The organism is Corallococcus sp. CA047B, from assembly GCF_003612065.1.
Lineage (GTDB): Bacteria > Myxococcota > Myxococcia > Myxococcales > Myxococcaceae > Corallococcus > Corallococcus praedator.
The window spans coordinates 1-16,706 of record NZ_RAWD01000027.1 but is presented as its reverse complement, the minus strand read 5'-3'; the positions used below and the strand labels follow the sequence as shown (position 1 = coordinate 16,706).

The 16,706-nt window shown below is 70.1% G+C and carries 15 protein-coding genes; 10 read left to right on the top strand and 5 right to left on the bottom strand.

The window, feature by feature from the left end; genetic code table 11:
* Positions 1-39 precede the first annotated feature (39 nt).
* The 4 genes from D7X74_RS07140 (at position 40) to D7X74_RS07125 (ending at position 4,921) form a co-directional block, all read left to right on the top strand.
* Positions 40-966 carry a LysR family transcriptional regulator gene (locus tag D7X74_RS07140; RefSeq protein WP_199732707.1) on the top strand — a complete coding sequence of 309 codons (927 nt, stop codon included), beginning with the start codon at positions 40-42 and terminating at the stop codon, positions 964-966.
* A 289-nt stretch (positions 967-1,255) separates the two neighbouring features.
* Positions 1,256-2,641 carry a bifunctional lysylphosphatidylglycerol flippase/synthetase MprF gene (locus D7X74_RS07135; protein WP_120532169.1) on the top strand — a complete coding sequence of 462 codons (1,386 nt, stop codon included), beginning with the start codon at positions 1,256-1,258 and terminating at the stop codon, positions 2,639-2,641.
* A gap of 39 nt (positions 2,642-2,680) precedes the next feature.
* A complete protein-coding gene (locus tag D7X74_RS07130) occupies positions 2,681-3,655 on the top strand; it encodes a trypsin-like serine protease (RefSeq protein WP_120532168.1) in 975 nt (324 codons plus the stop codon).
* A gap of 111 nt (positions 3,656-3,766) precedes the next feature.
* On the top strand, positions 3,767-4,921 hold the full coding sequence (locus D7X74_RS07125; RefSeq protein WP_158622192.1) for a trypsin-like serine protease: 1,155 nt from the start codon (positions 3,767-3,769) through the stop codon (positions 4,919-4,921).
* A 9-nt stretch (positions 4,922-4,930) separates the two neighbouring features.
* Here the strand turns inward: D7X74_RS07125 and D7X74_RS07120 are convergent, their stop codons facing one another.
* Positions 4,931-5,548, bottom strand: a complete 618-nt coding sequence (locus D7X74_RS07120) for a hypothetical protein (protein ID WP_120532166.1) — start codon at positions 5,546-5,548, stop codon at positions 4,931-4,933.
* 80 nt (positions 5,549-5,628) lie between these two features.
* Here D7X74_RS07120 and D7X74_RS07115 point away from each other — a divergent pair, with 80 nt between their 5' ends.
* From D7X74_RS07115 to D7X74_RS44040, 4 genes are all read left to right on the top strand, one after another.
* Complete coding sequence (locus D7X74_RS07115; protein WP_120532165.1) at positions 5,629-6,558, top strand: LysR family transcriptional regulator; 930 nt, start codon at positions 5,629-5,631, stop codon at positions 6,556-6,558.
* 180 nt (positions 6,559-6,738) lie between these two features.
* Positions 6,739-8,049, top strand: a complete 1,311-nt coding sequence (locus D7X74_RS07110) for a cytochrome-c peroxidase (RefSeq protein WP_120532164.1) — start codon at positions 6,739-6,741, stop codon at positions 8,047-8,049.
* Between the two features lie 12 nt (positions 8,050-8,061).
* On the top strand, positions 8,062-9,180 hold the full coding sequence (locus D7X74_RS07105) for a metallophosphoesterase (RefSeq protein ID WP_120532163.1): 1,119 nt from the start codon (positions 8,062-8,064) through the stop codon (positions 9,178-9,180).
* Positions 9,181-9,201: 21 nt separating this feature from the next.
* Positions 9,202-10,035, top strand: a complete 834-nt coding sequence (locus D7X74_RS44040) for a c-type cytochrome (protein WP_233602002.1) — start codon at positions 9,202-9,204, stop codon at positions 10,033-10,035.
* A gap of 28 nt (positions 10,036-10,063) precedes the next feature.
* Here the strand turns inward: D7X74_RS44040 and D7X74_RS07095 are convergent, their stop codons facing one another.
* Positions 10,064-10,291, bottom strand: coding sequence for a hypothetical protein (locus D7X74_RS07095; RefSeq protein ID WP_120532162.1), 228 nt, complete (start codon positions 10,289-10,291; stop codon positions 10,064-10,066).
* 75 nt (positions 10,292-10,366) lie between these two features.
* On the opposite strand from D7X74_RS07095, the gene D7X74_RS07090 reads away from it, so the two are divergent.
* A complete protein-coding gene (locus tag D7X74_RS07090) occupies positions 10,367-12,769 on the top strand; it encodes a hypothetical protein (RefSeq protein WP_120532161.1) in 2,403 nt (800 codons plus the stop codon).
* Between the two features lie 47 nt (positions 12,770-12,816).
* Here the strand turns inward: D7X74_RS07090 and D7X74_RS07085 are convergent, their stop codons facing one another.
* The 3 genes from D7X74_RS07085 to D7X74_RS07075 all read right to left on the bottom strand — a co-directional run bounded on the left by D7X74_RS07085 (position 12,817) and on the right by D7X74_RS07075 (position 16,315).
* On the bottom strand, positions 12,817-13,851 hold the full coding sequence (locus D7X74_RS07085) for a rod shape-determining protein (protein ID WP_014400170.1): 1,035 nt from the start codon (positions 13,849-13,851) through the stop codon (positions 12,817-12,819).
* A gap of 230 nt (positions 13,852-14,081) precedes the next feature.
* On the bottom strand, positions 14,082-14,801 hold the full coding sequence (locus D7X74_RS07080; RefSeq protein ID WP_120532160.1) for a glycosyltransferase family 2 protein: 720 nt from the start codon (positions 14,799-14,801) through the stop codon (positions 14,082-14,084).
* Between the two features lie 56 nt (positions 14,802-14,857).
* Positions 14,858-16,315, bottom strand: a complete 1,458-nt coding sequence (locus D7X74_RS07075) for a pyridoxal-dependent decarboxylase (protein ID WP_120532159.1) — start codon at positions 16,313-16,315, stop codon at positions 14,858-14,860.
* 114 nt (positions 16,316-16,429) lie between these two features.
* On the opposite strand from D7X74_RS07075, the gene D7X74_RS42940 reads away from it, so the two are divergent.
* Complete coding sequence (locus D7X74_RS42940) at positions 16,430-16,666, top strand: SelT/SelW/SelH family protein (RefSeq protein ID WP_233595375.1); 237 nt, start codon at positions 16,430-16,432, stop codon at positions 16,664-16,666.
* The last annotated feature ends 40 nt before the right edge of the window (positions 16,667-16,706 follow it).

The following is a 16,706-nucleotide window of genomic DNA, read 5'->3' as shown; positions in this document are numbered from 1 at the left end:
ACGCCCGGATTGGGAACGTGGCCCCGAGGAACGACGCCTGTGCCCCAGCGGAAAAGAACGACGCCCCTGCTGTTCGACGAGGTGATGCCCCTGCACGCCTTCGTGCGCGCCGTGGAGGACGGAGGCTTCTCCGCGGCCGCCCGCCGACTGGGCCTCACGCCTTCCGCGGTGAGCAAGCAGGTGGCCCACCTGGAGGCCCGCCTGGGGGCCCGCCTGCTGCGGCGGACCACGCACCACGTGAGCCTCACGGAGGCAGGCAGCCTCTTCTACGAGCACTGCCGCCGGGTGCTGTCGGAGCTGGAGGATGCCGCGCTGTCGGTGACGGCCCTGGACGAGCGGCCCCGGGGGCTGCTGCGCATCGCCGTGCCCGCCGTGCTGGGCGAAGTCCAGGTGGCCGCGATGGCCGCCGCGTTCCAGGCCGCCCACCCCGACGTGCAGGTGGACCTGGATGCCAGTGACCGGCTGGTGGACCTGGTGGAGGAAGGGTTCGACGTGGCGATCCGCATCGCGGATGAGCTGAAGGACAGCACGCTGGTGGTGCGGCGCCTGGCTCCCGAACAGCGGATCCTCTGCGCGAGCCCCGCGTACCTCCAGCGGCGCGGGACGCCGCGCACCCCGGACGACCTGATGGCGCAGGACTGCCTGGTCTTCAAGCGCGGCCAGGCCCCCATGGAATGGCAGCTCGAAGGCCCGGGCGGTCGTCGTGGCCTGCGCGTGTCCGGGCCCTTCCAGGCCAACAACAACCTCATCCTGCGGCAGGCCGCCCTCCAGGGACGGGGCATCGCCAACCTGCCCGTGTATCTGGTGCAGGACGACCTGCGCGCGGGCTCGCTGGTGTCCCTGCTCCCGGACGCCCCGGTGGTCGGGCGCGGCATCTTCCTGGTCTATCCCCACCGCCGGCTCATCCCCGCGAAGGTGCGCGCCTTCGCGGAGTTCTGCCTCCAGGCCTTCGAACGACTGCGCTGAGCCGCGCGACAACCACCGCTTCAACGCCCCCACGGGAGGGCCGTCCCGTGGAGGCGCTGAAGCGTTCCTGCAACCCACCCCCCCCGGCGCACGACTCCGGAAGTCGGGGACGTCCTTCCAACAGTGCGTTTCCGCGGCCCGATTGGATCCTTCCGGGCGCGCGAATCACGCAGGGACAGGCTGCCTCGCACGCCGCGTCCGGGCGGTGGCCCACCCGCTCGCCAGCAGGCTCGGAGAAGGCTTTGTCTGGCGGTGGGGCCGGGCGGGACGTAGCTTGAACGCAAACGACATGGCCGCTTCCCCTCCACCCTCCGCCCAGGGCGCGGAGGACGAACGCGAACGGGTGCTGGCGCTCCTGCGCCAACACGGCTGGAACGCGACGTCCTTCCAGGTGCTGCAACCGGGCTTCCGCTACTGGTTCGCGCCAGGGGGAGACGGGTGCGTGGCGTACGTGGACACGGGCGGCGCGTGGGTGGCGGGAGGTGGCCCCATCGCCGCGCCGGAGCGGGTGCGGGACCTGGTGGAGGGCTTCCATCAGGCGGCCCGGAGCGCGGGCCGGCGCGTGGGCTTCTTCGCCACCGAAGCGCGCTTCTCCCAGCTCGTCCCGTTCCACGAGCTGCCCATCGGAGAGCAGCCGGTATGGGACCCGGCGAACTGGGAGACGGTGGTGCGCGGCAGCCGCAGCCTGCGCGAACAACTGCGCCGCGCCCGGGCCCACGCCGTCCGCGTGCGCGAGGTGCCCGCGGAGGTGATGGAGACGCCGGGCCACCCGCTGCGCGAAGCCGTGGAGGTGCTGGCCGAGCATTGGCTTGCGTCCCGGCGGATGGCGACCATGGGCTTCCTGGTGGGGCTGGCCCCGGACGCCTTCGCCCGCGAGCGCCGGGCCTTCGTCGCGGAGGTGGAGGGCCGCGTGGTGGGCTTCCTGTCCGTGACGCCCGTGTTCGCGCGCGACGGCTGGTTCCTCCAGGACCTGCTGCGCGAACCCTCCGCGCCCAACGGCACCGCGGAGACCCTGGTGGATGCCGCGATGCGCGCCGCCGCGGCGAACGGCCGTCGGTATGTGACGCTGGGGCTGGCGCCGCTTTCGGGCCCGGTGCGCCCGTGGCTGCGATTCGCGCGCACCGCCGGCCGGCCCCTGTTCGACTTCGAGGGCCTGCGCGCCTTCAAGGCCAAGTTCCGCCCCGACGCGTGGGTGCCCCTCTTCCTCTCCCATCCGGCGGACGAACCCGCCCCCTGGGCCGTCTACGACGCGCTGCGAGCCTTCGCGCGGGGCAGCCTGGTGAAGTTCGGGCTCCTCACGCTGCTGCGAAGGCCGCGCTTCTTCGTGCGCACGCTGACCGCGCTGCTGGTGCCGTGGACGTTGCTGCTCGCGCTGCCGGTGAGCACACGGTGGTTCCCCTCGCCCTGGGTGCAGGGCGGCTGGGTGCTGTTCGACGCCGGGCTGGTCGCGGGCCTGCTGCTCCTGATGCGCCGTTGGCGGGATGGACTGGCCACGCTGCTGGGCCGGCTCACCACCGCGGATGCGTGTCTGACATTGGTGCAGGCCGTCACCTTCAACGCGGTCCGGGCCCGGGGGCCTTGGGACTGGTGCATCATCGTCGCGTCGGTGCTCGCCCCGGCCACCGCGTCCGCGATGCTGCTGCGCTCGCGCGACCTGCGCGTCCCCGAACCGTAGCGCCATGCGCGACGCGGCGCGGTGACAGCCCGTAGGGCGATGGCATGGCCGGAGGCGCGGGTGCTAGATGCTCGCAATCCCTCTCAGGAGTGTGTCCCCTGGCCTCTTCTCCTTCGAAGTGCGTGCTGTCCTCCCTGGGTACGGACGCATCAGGAGATTGTCGGGGGCACGAATGCCCTCATCACGGACTTCCCCTGGATGGTGTCGTTGCAGGACGCGGGCGGTACGGCCTTCTGCGGGGGCGCCATCCTCGACGCCAGCTCCATCGTCACCGCGCAGAACTGCCCCCTGGCCACGCGCTCGGACGAGACGGCGGGCTTCCTCGCGCCGGGCATCACCGCCACCGAGACGGGCTGGGGCCTGACGGCGTTGAGTGGTCCCAACCCGCTGCCGGACACCCTGCGCAAGGTGGGTCTGCCCATCGTCTCCAACTTCGCCGCCATCCCCGTGTTCGGGCCCATCACCGCGGATCAGCTCGCCACGGGGACCGGTTCCATGGGCGGTCCGGACACCTGCCAGGGTGACAACGGAGGGCCGGTGGTCGTCAACGGCGCATCCGGGAAGATCCTCGCGGGCGTGGTGAGCTGGGGTTCGAACAGTTGTGGACGGCCCAACACCCCGCGCATGCATGCCCGCATCCCTTCATTCCAGACATGGCTCACCGACGTCGCGGGTCGGACCTCCAGCTCGCTCCTGTCCCAGACGGGGGTGGCCGGCCTGACGGGCACGTGGACCCACTTCACCGCCACCATGCCGGTGGGCGCCGCGTCCCTCAACGTGGCGCTGGGCGATGGCACGGGCAACGGCGACCTCTATGTCCACACCGCGACGCCCACCTCCACCCCGTACACCTGCGCCTCGACGGGCACCGGTGGCAACGCGGAGTACTGCTCCCTTCCCAGCCCCGCCGCCGGCACCTGGTACGTCTGCGTGCTGGGCGCCGCCGACTACGCGGGCGCGAACCTGCGCGTGACGGTCTATTGGTTCCACGGACGCGTCAGGAACACGCCCTGACGTGTCACGGGCCGCGTGGGCGGGCTCGCACCCCACGCTGGCACTGGGAGCCTGCGAGGCATGTCCCCTGCAATGCCTGCCTCGAACCTTCTGCTCGTGGAGTGTGTCCCCGTGGCCTCCTTGCCCTTGATGTCCCGCACGAAGTCTTCGCACCGCATCCGCGCGGTCCTGTCCCTGGGCGCGATGGGCGCCGCGTTGATGGGAGGCTGCGGTCCGCAGGACCTGCCGGTGGACGGGGCGGAAGTGGGGGAGGCGGCGCAAGAGATTGTCGGTGGCACCACCACGGCCATCACGAACGCTCCCTGGCAGGTCTCCTTGCGGACCGCCAGCGGCGCGCACTTCTGTGGCGGTGCCATCCTGGGCCAATGGTACGTCCTCACCGCGCAGCACTGCGTCGCCGGCAGGAACCCCGCGACCGTGAGCCTTGGCGCGGGCAGCGCGACCCGCAGCTTGATGACCTCCACGGGGCAGGTCGTGCAGGTGGCCGACTTCCTGCTGCACCCGGGCTACATTCCGAGCACGCTCGACATGGATGTGGCGCTCGTACGGCTCGCCTCTCCGCTGACCTTGAACGCCACCACGGTGAAGGGCATCACCATGGCCACGGCGGCGGATGTGACGGCCGGACGCACCGATGTGGGCGTCATCGCCACCGCGACGGGCTGGGGAGGTCTGGTCCCGTTCGGCGCGCCCCAGGACGACCTGCGGACCGTGGACCTGCCCATCAGCGCGTACACGAACGCCGCGCCTCCGCTGACCGCCTCCATGATCGCCGCGGGTGGCGTCGCGGGACAGAGCATCTGCCATGGGGACAGTGGTGGCCCGCTGGTCGTCAACGGCGCGTCGGGGAAGCTCCTCGCGGGACTCACGAGCTGGACCGCGGGCTGCGGACAGGCCAACCATCCGAGCGTCTTCGCCCGCGTCTCGGCCATCGAGCCGTGGGTGACGAACATCCGCAGCCGACCCGTCACCCCGCGCCTGTCCGAAGTCCTGTCGGTCCCCACCGCGGGCCAGTGGCTCCATCGCTCCTTCACCGTCGCTGCGGGGACCCCGTCCCTCAATGTCCGGCTGAGCGGCGGCACCGGCGACGCCAACCTCTACGTCCACACCGCGGCGCCCCCGACGAGCACCTTCGTCTGCACGTCGACCGACGGCGGCACCGCGGAGTACTGCTCCATTCCCAGCCCCGCCGCCGGCACCTGGTACGTCTCCGTGCACAACCCCACGTCCATCGCGAACGTGACCCTGCGCGCGACGACCTATTAGGCCGCGAGGCTACTTCGCGCGCTTGAGCGGCACCTGGAGGTCCGCCGGCATGTGCGTGGCGTCGGCGTTGCAGCCTCCGGTGGCCGGTCGGGCTCCGAAGAACAGCTCATCCCCCGTGACCTTCACGACGTCCTGCTCCCAGGGGCAGGTGTTGAAGGAGAAGATCACCGAACACCCATTGGTGCCCGTGACATCCTGCTCCTTGCCCACCGTCCACTTCTGCGTGCCACACGTCCCGGGGGGCGCGCTGTTGAGGTACTGCGCGAAGCCCTCCGCCAGGGGCGTGATCTTCAGCGTGGAGAAGAGGAAGTGGGCAGGAGACGCGCCCTGGGTCGCGCCCGCCTTGTCGATGGCCGGGGAGCGCACGGCATAGGGGCCGGTGATGACCACGCGGGACATCTTCTTCGCCTCGTCACACGTGCCGTCCACGTAGAAGGTGATGACCGCCTTGGAGTCCGTCTTGGAATAGGTGAAGTCGCGCTTCACGTAATACTTCTGGTCCCCCGCGCCCGGGCGGACCTCGCACTGCGTGGACTTCCAGTGCCCCACGATGCTGGGCGGTTCGGCGGCGAGCGCCTGGGTGGCGAGGCACAGCGTGGCGATGGCGGCGAGGGAGAGGTTCTTCATGGCGGCTCCGGGTGCGGGTGACACGAGGAAAAGTAGCCCCGGGATGTGATTGAATGGACTGAAACGTCGTCACCTCCCGAATGAACAACCTTCACATCGATGTCCGCGACCTCAACCTCTTCGTCTTCCTGGACGCCGTCCTCACCGAGGGCAGCAATCGGGCCGCCGCGGCCCGGCTGGGGGTGAGCCAGTCGGCGGTGAGCCACGCGCTGGCCCGGCTCCGCCACCGGCTGGGCGACCCGCTGGTCATCCCCAGTGGCGGGCGCATGGTGCCCACGCCGCTGGCGGAGTCGCTGGCGCCCGTGTTGCGCGCGGCGCTGGAGCAGCTTCGCGGGGCGCTGCACGGTGCGCGCAAGTTCGACCCGGCCACGGCGCGGCGGACCTTCTGGCTGTCCTCGGCGGACCTCGCGGGCATGGTGGTGCTCCCACCGTTGATGCAGGAACTCACCCGCGTGGCCGCCTCGGGTGTGTCCGTGCGCGTGCGCGGGCCCGGGGAGGGCCTGGAGGACGCGCTCGAACGGGGCAGCCTGGACCTTGCGCTCGGAATCTTCGGGAACATGCCCTCCGCCTTCCGCGTCCAGGCGCTCTTCCAGGAGCGCTTCGTCTGCCTCGCCCGGGAAGGCCACCCCGTCACGAAGGGGCGGCTGACGCTCGGGCGCTATCTGGAACACGGGCACATCAGCGTGGCGCCCATGGGGGGCACGGGAAGTCTGGCGGACGAGGCCCTGGCCCGCCTGGGCAAGTCCCGTCAGGTCATGGTGGCGGTGCCGCACTTCTTCCTGGCCGTCTTCATGGTCGCCCGGACGGACCTGCTGCTGCTCGCCCCGGAGCGCATGGCGCTCCTGCTGGCGCCCGCGTTCCGGCTGAAGCTGCTGAGCCCTCCCCTGGAACTGGCGGGCTTCACTGTGAGCCAGCTCTGGCACGAGCGCATGCAACACGACCCGGCGCATGCCTGGCTGCGCAAGGCCGTCGCGGATGTGAGCCAGCGTTCAGCCTCCACGGAAAGATGAAGCCCAATCGGGACCCGACTCGCACGGTGGGTGCGGAGGTTCGAATCCAAGACACTTCACGCGCCCCCGCGTCGGAGTGACATTGCCCGATTTGCCCCTCTTGCGTGAAATGAGAGGCATCCGGTCGCAGGTCGCGCGGATGTCCCGCGTGGGCTCCTGAAGGCTGGCGGGAGGGGTGTCATGCGGCTGCCTTCGGGCGTCGTCACGGTGCTCGCCGTGGTGCTGAACACCGGTGTGGGGCTCGCAGCGTCCCCGCCTTCGCAGGCCTCCTCCACGCCTCCTCTGAAGCTGCCACCCGGCGTCTCCGCGACGCTGTGGCGGCTGGCGGTGCCGCCGGGTTCGGAGCCCACGCCGGAGAAGGTGGCGCTGGGGGAGAAGCTCTTCCGGGAGAAGCGCCTGTCGGCGGACAACACCGTGGCGTGCATGACGTGCCATGAGCCGGAGTTGGGCTTCACCGACGGCAAGGCGCTGTCGGAGGGCATCCGCCAGCAGAAGGTGACGCGCAACAGCCCCACGGTGCTCAACGCGCTCTTCAACGCCACCCAGTTCTGGGACGGCCGCGCGGGCACGCTGGAGGACCAAGCGAAGCTGCCCATCCTCAACCCGCGTGAGATGGGCATGCCGGACGAGGCGTCCGTCGTGAAGAAGGTGCGGGCCATCCCGGAGTACGCCGCGGAGTTCCAGAAGGTCTTCGGCCGCGAGGTGAACTACGACGACCTGGCGGCGGCCATCGCCGCGTTCGAACGGATGCAGTTCTCTGGCAGCGCGCGCTTCGACAAGTTCATCACCGGCGACGCCAAGGCGCTCACCGCGTCGGAGAAGAACGGCTGGGCGCTCTTCAACGGCAAGGCGCGCTGCAACTCCTGTCACGCGGGCAACGCCGTGTCGCCGCTGTTCAGCGACCAGAAGTTCCACAACATCGGCGTCGCCGCGCACAAGCAGGACTTCGTTACCCTGGCGCGCAAGGGCGTGCAGGTGGTGCGCACCGGGGATGAGAAGCAGATCGACGAGCTGGCGCTCCAGACGGAGTTCTCCGAGCTGGGGCGCTTCCTGGTGACGAAGCAGGAGAACGACGTGGGCTCGTTCAAGACGCCCACCCTGCGCAACGTGGGCATCACCGGGCCGTACATGCACGACGGGTCGCTCACCACGCTGTGGGACGTGATGGACCACTACAACAAGGGCGGCGTGGCCAATCCCTTCCTCGACGGAGGGATGCAGCGGCTGGGCCTCACGGAGCCGGAAATCGACGACGTGGTGGCGTTCCTCTTCACGCTCACGGACACGAAGTTCGACAAGCTCAACAAGGAGCAGCTCGCGAAGCAGCGCGCCCGGAAGAACACCCGGCCGGAGCGGGACACCGCGGTGGCCCTGGGCAAGAAGGGCAACCTGGGCGACCTGGCGCCCAACCCGGACCTGAACGTGAAGAACCCGGCGGACCTGGGCATCTACGGCGACGTCACCCCGGTGACGACCACCAAGCAGCAATAGCGGAGGCGCGCCATGGGCAACAAGTTCCGGAGCATCGAAACCAAGCACTACGCCGAGCGCGAGGCCTTCTTCGAGGGCCTGAAGAAGCTGGACCGCCGCGCCTTCCTCCGCGTCGCGGGCATCTCCGCCGGCATCGTCGCGGGCATGGGCAAGCTCACGCCCCAGAGCTTCCAACTGGTCAACGTGGCGGAGGCGCAGGGAGAGAAGCCGAAGTTCTCCTTTGCGTACATCTCCGACACGCACCTGTATGAGAACAAGCTCAACGACCGCTTCGTGCGCGCCATCCTCAAGGCCGTGGATGACGTCAACGCGTTGGACCCGCAGCCGGACTTCGTGCTGTTCGGCGGGGACCTGGCGCAGCTGGGGCAGGCGGGTGAGCTCAAGCTGGGCGCCCAGATCCTCAAGAGCGTGAAGGCCCCCATCAAGATGATGGTGGGCGAACACGACTGGTTCCTGGACATGGGCGAGCTGTGGCGCGACCTGTTCGGCGCGCCCAACTACTCCTTCGACCACAAGGGCGTGCACTTCGTGGTGCTCAACTCCATCCATGAGAAGGATTTCTGGACGGAGCGGAAGCTCACCCCCATGGAGCGAATGAAGATCGTCGCCGGCCTGGACAATGGCATCCAGTCCCGCTTCGAGGTCGGCGGGGAGCAGCGCCAGTGGCTCCAGAACGACCTGGCCAAGGTGGCGAAGACGACGCCCCTCATCGTCTTCAGCCACTCGCCGCTCTACAAGTATTACAAGCCCTGGAACTTCTGGACCGACGACGCGGACGAGGTGCAGGCCATCCTCAAGCCGTACGACAAGGTCACCGTCATCCACGGCCACACGCACCAGCTGCTCAGCAACCGCATTGGCAACATCCAGTTCCACGGGATGCTGTCCACCGCGTGGCCGTGGCCGTACGCGCCGGAGGGTCTGCCCGCGCTCACGGTGCCCATGAACCGCGCGGATCCGTTCAGCCAGTTCGACGGCTGCGGGACCGGCCGCATGGACGTGCTGGAGTCAGGGCTCGTGGACAAGGTCTACAACCTCTGGCAGCGCGACCCCATCACCGTGCGCTCCAGCTACCTGGCCTCCAATGGCAAGCAGGCTTCGCCTCCCAAGCCCAAGCTGCCCACCTACTAGCCTCGACGAGGACCCCCTCTCATGACCTTGCGAATGAAGCTGCTCGTGGTCCCGTGCGCGGCCCTGTCCTTCGCCGGGGGCGTGGCGCTGGCCACGTCCCCCGTCACGAAGCCGGCGCCTCCGGTGTCGGAGCCCCTGCCGAAGCACGCCGTCCCCGCGTCGAAGGACGGCAACCTGGTGTTGGGCCTTTGCGACGGTGAGACGTCGCTGGAAGTGGAGGGCGTGAAGGAGGGCCAGAAGCTCACGCGCGAGCAGGCCCTGCGCGCCTCCTCGAAGCTGATGGCGGACTGGCGCCAGAAGAACCCGGACGCGCTCTGGGACGAGGTCCCGGGGCCCGCGCTGGCCCAGGCCACGCCCCCCAACGCGAAGAAGTCCCCCGCGCCCGCGCCGCAGCCCAACCCGGGCGCGAAGCCCGCCAGCAGCGACGTGAGTCAGGGCGGCGTGGGCGCGGAGTCCGGCGCGAAGGCGGTGCCCCAGCAGCAGAAGGCCAATCTTCAGACGGGCCACACCTACGGCGCCTACTCCGAGCGCGACGAGCAGATATGGGCGGACTCCACGCAGGCGTTCGTGAAGGAGGGACACCGCGTGTTCCACGACGCGGAGGCCGTGGGCGGGACGGTGGGCGTGTCGTGTGACATGTGCCATCCGGACGGGGCCAACACCCACCCGGAGACCTATCCCAAGTACCAGGTGCAGCTGGGCCGCGTGGCGCTGCTGCGCGACATGATCAACTGGTGCATCGAGAACCCGGCGCGCGGCAAGCCGCTGGCGGACGGGGACCCGAGGATGCGCGCGATGGAGGCGTACATCTACGCGCAGCGCAAGGGCACGAAGCTGGAGTACGGCAAGCACTGAGGGCCGGCCCGTCGGCCCGGGTTGCCATCTATGCCCGGCCGACGAGGAAGCGGATCATCAGCAGCGCGGCCACGAGGTAGGCATAGCCCAGCAGGACCCGCGCGGTGATGCGCATGGGGGTCAGCTTGCGGGGAGTCACCGCTTGCTCCTGGGAAGGCGCGCGGCGCATGTCGCGCATCTGCAGGAAGCGCCCCAGCCCGAGCGCCAGAATCACGGAGAGGATCCAGAAGTCCATCACGTCCATGGCGCGGAGCATCGGGCACCCGCCGGAGGCGATTCAAGGCTCGGGGGCTTGCCCCCACCCTCCGGGTGATGGGTTGAATGCGCCCCCATGTCCCTCGCCCTGCCCACGGATCCCAGCGGCCTGCTGGAGCGCGCTCCACGTCTGGCCGAGCTGCTGCCGGACGCCGCACTGGCGGAGGCGCTCGCGCGAGGAGACGCGTGGAAGGTGCACGCGCTGCTGATGCAACGGCTGGCGCAGGAGCGGCCGGGGCCCACGCGGGAGCTGCTCGCCGCGCTGGTGGAGGACCGGGGGGCGTTCGTCACCTCGGCCCCGACGCCCCGGACGCCTTCCTTCCTGGGCACGGGCCTGCGCTGGAAGGGCCAGCCCGCGCCTACCGCGCCTGACGCACCCTTCGTCGCCGAGCGCACCGTGACGGTGCTGGGGCTGCCGGTGTGGCCGCTCAACGACTACCTGGTGCGAGGGACGCCGTCGGCGCCGCTCCAGGTCATCGGGCAGGTGCCGCCCCCGGCACGGCGGGCGTGGCGCCGCGCGGGCGTCGTGGGCTGCGTGGTGTTGGGGCTCTGCGTGGGCGTGGGGCTGGGCGGCGCGCTGCTCAGCCTGGGCCAGAAGCACGCCGTGTCGGTGATCAATGGCTTGTCGCGGCCGGTGGTGGTGCGCATCGGCGCGCAGCACTGGGAGGTGGCGCCCGGTGCACGGGTGGACGGCGTCGTGACGCTGGAGAAGGGCGAAGTACCGCACGGCCGGGCGAGCTGGCCCGGTTCGGAGTGGCCCTTCGAGGACGTGGTGCTGCCGACGGCCGGCGACCACATCGTCTACAACGTGCGCGGCGCGGCGACGCTGGAAGGCCAGGGGCCCTCGGCGTCGCGCACGATGGGTCTGTTGAGCCGGCGGCCGCTGCCGGGCACCGGGTCGCTGCTCTTCCCGGACGAGGCGCTCGTCGTCGCGAAGGCGGACTGGGAATCCACCGTGCTCGGCCACATGGAGGCCGGCCGCTGGCAGCTCGCGGGACAGGTGGCCTCCGCCGTCGCGGAGGTGGAGGCGGGCAACGTCCGAGCGCGCGAGCTGGGGGCCCGCAGCGTCCTGCTCGCGGATGCGCAGACCCACGACCACCGGCCCGGCGACCCGCGCGCGAAGAACACCGCGACCTTCGCCCGGATGCTGATGCACCAGTGGCAGAACGACCTGGGCGCCCAATCCCTGGCGCAGGACCTGATGGCCTCCGCCGGCCTGGGAAAGGAGGCCCTGGAGCGCTACTACGAGCACGAGAACGCGTTCCGGGACCAGCCACTGCCCGCCCTCTACCTGCGGCGGGCCCGCACGCTGGAAGTGCTGTCGTCCCTGGCCCTGCCTGAATACGAGAGCCTGGCGAAGCGCTTCCCAGACTCGCCCGACGTCGGCCGTGCCCTGCTGGAGGCCCGCTGGCGCAAGGAGCTGGAGGACCCGCTGGCGTCGCGCGAGCTGACGTGGGGCCCCACCCGGGACTTCGTGCGGGACACCTCCAGCCGGCTGGAGGCGTTCGCCGCGAAGCATCCGCCTGAAACCGTGGAGCAGTTGGAGCTGTTCGTCCGCATCCACCTGCGCGCGTGGCGCAAGGACGCGGCGACGGCGCTGGTGCACCGCTTTGGCCAGGACCCCCGCCACCGGAGCTGGGACTTCCTGGTGCTGGCCGGGCGGCTGGCGGAGGTCGTCGGGCCCGCGCACACGCCCTACGTGCTGCGCGACTGGATTCCCCCGGCGATGACGCGGCAGCCGGAGCGGATGCTGCTGTTGGATCTGCTCACCGGCCGGCGGATGCCGAAGGAGGAGGAGCGGCTGGCGCTGAAGTCCCCCATCGACCAGACGGTGCTGGCCCTCACGCGGGGCACGCTGGAGCAGCCCGCACACGCGATGGAGCAGGCCGCGAAGGAGTCCGACGCGGTGCTCTCCCGCATGGCGCCGGAGGTCGTCGCGCTGCTCGCCCTGGAGCTCACGCGCACGGGGGATGCGCGGGGCAAGCGCCTCTTCACCACGTCCCTGCCGCTGCTCTTCGCCCGCGACGCGCTGCTCAAGTACCTGCACTCCGGTGAGGTCACCCCGGCGTTCTCCCGTCTGGCCCCGGACCTGCGCGCCGCCGCGGTGCTGGTCCGCGCCCGCCGTGAGGCGAAGGAGGGCTACACGGTGTTCACCGGCCGGCTGGACGGGCTCGGGGGGCTGGATGCGCTCCAGGGCTTCGCTGCCCGCGCCGCGCCTGTCTGGGTGAAGCTCGCCTTCGACGCGTGCATGGACACCAAGGTGCCCCACAAGCACCCCGAGGGCGTCATGGTCATGCTGAAGGGCGACCTCATCCAGCGTTGGAACCAGGAGGAGAACAACCGCGAGGGACGCCGCCCCAACTGCGTGGCGCGGGTGGTGGAGCCCACCGGGCTGCCTCCGCCGAAGGACGCCCCCGCCGCAGGCACCCCCGCCGCAGGCACCCCGGAGGCCGGAAACGCGAACGGCGCCGACCCCTGAAAAGCGGGTCCAGCGCCGTCACGGTGCAGCGAAGGGCGAAGGGGACTTCAGCCCGGCTGGCAGACCTGACGGAGGATGTCGAGCGACTCCAGCGCCTTGCCCGCGCCAATCACCACGGCGGAGAGCGGGTCCTCAGCGAGGAACACCGGCAGGCCGGTCTCCTCGCGCAGCAGCGTGTCCAGGTTCTTGAGCAGCGCGCCGCCACCGGCCAGCACGATGCCCCTGTCGGCGATGTCACCGGCCAATTCCGGGGGCGTGCGCTCCAGCGTCAGCTTCACGGCCTCCACGATGCCGTTGACGGGCTCGGCGAGCGCGTCGCGAACCTCGTCGCTGGACACCGTGAGCGTGCGCGGCACGCCGGCCACCAGGTCGCGACCCTTGATCTCCATGGTCATGACCTCGTCCGTCGGGTACGCCGTGCCGATGCCCATCTTGATGAGCTCCGCCGTGCGCTCACCGATGAGCAGGTTGTACTTGCGCTTGACGTACTGGATGATCGCCTCGTCCAGCTTGTCGCCGCCAATGCGCACCGACTTGGCGAACACGATGCCCGCGAGGCTGATGACCGCGACGTCGGATGTGCCACCGCCGATGTCGACAATCATGTTGCCGCTGGGCTCCGTCACCGGCAGGCCCGCGCCAATCGCCGCGGCCATGGGCTGCTCGATGAGGTAGACCTCCCGGGCGCCCGCGTTGGCGGCCGCTTCGCGCACCGCGCGGCGCTCCACCTCCGTGATGCCGGACGGGATGCCGATGATGATGCGGGGGTTCACCAGCGTCTTGCGGTTGTGCGCGCTCTGGATGAAGTAGCGCAGCATCGCGGCGGTGATTTCGAAGTCGGCGATGACGCCGTCCTTCATGGGCCGGATGGCCACGATGTTGCCCGGCGTCCTGCCGAGCATCTCCTTGGCCTCCTTGCCCACCGCGAGGACCTTCTTGCCCCCGCGCGAATCCTGCTGCACCGCCACGACCGAGGGCTCGTTGGAGACGATGCCCTGACCGCGGATGTAGATGAGCGTGTTCGCCGTACCCAGGTCGATGGCGAGGTCGCGCGAAAACAGGGTGTGGAGCCAGTCGAACATACGGGGGCGGAAACTTTCGGAAGGGCCCCGAAACTTCCCAGCCCTTCAGACGGAGTGCGTTGACGAAACTACTACGCGCCGCAATACGGAGGAAGAAAAGCCGGAAGCACCTTGGGGTTCCGCCTGCTGGATAACCAGCCCCAGCGGCCGCTGTGTTCCATTCTCCGCAATCCCGCCGTGCCGCCCGGAGGGTTGAGCGCATCCCCCCCAGGACAGCAGCCGGGCGGGCGTCAGCGCTTCACGGAGTACTTCGCGATGGCGTAGAGGGCGCGCACGCCGTCCTTCCATCCAATCTTCTTACCCTCCTCGTAGGTGCGCCCGTGGTAGCTGATGGGCACCTCGAACACGCGCCAGTTTCCGCGCGCCACCTTGGCGGTGATTTCGGGCTCGAAGCCGAAGCGGTCCTCCTCCACGTGCACGGACCGCAACACCTCCGCACGGAATGCCTTGTAGCAGGTTTCCATGTCGGTGACGTTGAGGCCGCTGGTCATGTTGGAGAGCATGGTCAGCAGGTTGTTCAGCACCGTGTGCCAGTAATAGAGCACCCGGCGCGGCGAACCGATGAAGCGGCTGCCGAAGACGACGTCCGCGTCCCCGTCCAGGATGGGCTGGATGACGCGCGGGATGTCCCGGGGGTCGTATTCCAGGTCCGCGTCCTGCACGAGGATGATGTCCCCCGTGGCCTCGGCGAACCCCCGGCGCAGCGCGGCCCCCTTGCCCTGGTTCTTGTCCTGGAAGAGCACGCGCACTTCGTTGCGGTTCTTCGGGTTTCCCCCCAGCAGCGAGAGCCCCTGTTCGGACAACTGCCGCAGGAATTCACGGCTGCCGTCCTTGGAGCAGTCGTCCACCAGGACGAGCTCCTTCGGGAAGTCCACGGCGATGCAACGGCGGAGGATTTCCGCCAGGGTGGGAATCTCGTTGTAGACGGGGATGACGAGCGAGACGAGCATGGCGACCCGCCCCTATCGCGTTTCGTGGCCCCGGGCGACTCCCTTGCACACAAAATTCAGGGTCCGGCCGCCCTCCGGAGGGCCTCCAGGAGGGCCTCCAGGTCCCCATCCCCGGTGAGGGGGTGGATGAGGGTGGTGCGCAGGTACACCCCGTCCGGCAGCCGCGTCTGCACCAGGTAGAAATTTCCCCGGGTGACCAGCGCCTCCCGCAGGCGGGCCTGGAGGGCATCCCAGCCTTCCTTCGGGATGTGCGCGGGCGTGTGGCGGAAGCAGACGATGTTGCAGTCCGGGGGCACCGCCACCTGGAAGTCCGGGGTGGCCGCGAGCATCGCCGCGAACCTCCGGGCCTGGTCGTAGGACGCGGTGACGGCCTCCTCGAAGACGCGCGTGCCCAGCACGGACAGGCACGCGTACACCTTGAGGGGCATCATCTCCTTGGTGCACTCCAGGGTGCGCAGGCCCACGTCGCTGTAGGGGCGTGGGTCGTCGCCGTGGAAGAGGTAGTGGGCCTCCTGGGAGAAGGCGTCGAAGGAGCGCGCCCCGTCGCGGAAGAGCACCGCCGTCACCAGCGCGGGCATCAAGAGGCCCTTGTGCGCGTCCCACACCACGGAGTCCGCCCGTTCAATGCCCTTCACCTGCGCGCGGTACTTCGGGCTCAGGCTGGCCGCGGCCCCATGCGCGCCGTCCACGTGGAACCACAGGCCGTGCTTTTCGGCGAAGTCCGCGACCGGCTCTAGCGGGTCGAAGGCGCCGGTCGCGGTGGAGCCCGCGCTGGCCACCACCGCGATGGGCTTGCGCCCCTTCTGGACAGCCCCCTGGAGCGCGTCCTCCAGCGCGTCCGGCCGCACGCGGAAGTGCGCGTCCACGTCCACCGGCGTGAGGCCGCCCTCGCCCCAGCCCATGATGCGGACCGCCCGGGCCAGGCAGTAGTGGGCGGAGCGGGGCACCAGCACCGTCAGGGGCGGGCCCGCGTGCGCGCCGCCGTTCCACGCATCGAAGCCGGCCTTCGCCTGCCGCGCGGCGAGCAGCGCGGTGAGGTTGCCCGCGCTGCCCCCGGAGGTGAGCACGCCCCGGGCGCCCTCCGGCAGGCCCAGCTTCGCGGCCATCCACGCGAGCACGTGGTGCTCCATCGCGGTGGCCACGGGGCCCATTTCGTACACGGCCATGCCGTTGTTGAGCAGCGAGGACACGGCGTCGCACAGGGCCGCGAGCGGCAGCGGCGCCGTCACCTGGTGGCCCACGTAGCGCGGGTGGTGCAGGTGGTGGGAGCCCTCCAGCACGCGCGCCATGAGGTTCGCGAAGGCCGGGGCCAGTTCGGCGGGAGGCTCCTCCGGGAAGGGCGTGGCGAAGCGCTCCTGGTTCACGGAAGGCGGCGCCCAGGGCAGCACCGGCATCGCGCCCCCCTTCAGCGCGGCCTTCAGGTAGTCCGCCAGCTGGTCCATCAGGGCGTGGGCGGTGGTCCGGAAGGCCTCCGGGTCATAGGCGGCTTCCAGGGGCGGAAAGACGGTCGTCATGGCGGGCGCAAGCTAGCGGGTGGCGGCGGGAGGGGGAACGCGCGTTCGGCACTGGCGCCTGTCCCGCGCGAGGATTAACGAAAGGGGGCACCCCGAAACGCCAGGAGGCTTTCCATGACCCAGACGACGGTGACCATCACCTACTGCACGGCTTGAGGCTATGCCCCCAGGGCCGCCCGTGCGGCGGCCGCGCTGAAGGAAGAGCTGGAGTTGGAAGCGGAGCTGAAGAAGGGCTCCTCGGGCATCTATGAAGTCGCCGTGAACGGCCGGGTCGTCATCCGCAAGACGGGTCTGGCGTTCCCCACCGACCAGGAGGTGGTGGACGCGGTGGCCAGGGCCGTGGGTCCGTAGCCGCAAGGCCCCTTTCCGCCCGTGCCTCCCACCCGGGGGG

Coding starts and splice junctions, on each gene's coding strand:
- D7X74_RS07085 (WP_014400170.1), bottom strand. CDS start 13,851: ATGTTCGACTGGCTCCACACCCTGTTTTCGCGCGACCTCGCCATCGAC.
- D7X74_RS07135 (WP_120532169.1), top strand. CDS start 1,256: ATGGCCGCTTCCCCTCCACCCTCCGCCCAGGGCGCGGAGGACGAACGC.
- D7X74_RS07090 (WP_120532161.1), top strand. CDS start 10,367: ATGTCCCTCGCCCTGCCCACGGATCCCAGCGGCCTGCTGGAGCGCGCT.
- D7X74_RS07075 (WP_120532159.1), bottom strand. CDS start 16,315: ATGACGACCGTCTTTCCGCCCCTGGAAGCCGCCTATGACCCGGAGGCC.
- D7X74_RS07095 (WP_120532162.1), bottom strand. CDS start 10,291: ATGCTCCGCGCCATGGACGTGATGGACTTCTGGATCCTCTCCGTGATT.
- D7X74_RS44040 (WP_233602002.1), top strand. CDS start 9,202: ATGACCTTGCGAATGAAGCTGCTCGTGGTCCCGTGCGCGGCCCTGTCC.
- D7X74_RS07080 (WP_120532160.1), bottom strand. CDS start 14,801: ATGCTCGTCTCGCTCGTCATCCCCGTCTACAACGAGATTCCCACCCTG.
- D7X74_RS07130 (WP_120532168.1), top strand. CDS start 2,681: ATGGCATGGCCGGAGGCGCGGGTGCTAGATGCTCGCAATCCCTCTCAG.
- D7X74_RS07115 (WP_120532165.1), top strand. CDS start 5,629: ATGAACAACCTTCACATCGATGTCCGCGACCTCAACCTCTTCGTCTTC.
- D7X74_RS07120 (WP_120532166.1), bottom strand. CDS start 5,548: ATGAAGAACCTCTCCCTCGCCGCCATCGCCACGCTGTGCCTCGCCACC.
- D7X74_RS07110 (WP_120532164.1), top strand. CDS start 6,739: ATGCGGCTGCCTTCGGGCGTCGTCACGGTGCTCGCCGTGGTGCTGAAC.
- D7X74_RS07105 (WP_120532163.1), top strand. CDS start 8,062: ATGGGCAACAAGTTCCGGAGCATCGAAACCAAGCACTACGCCGAGCGC.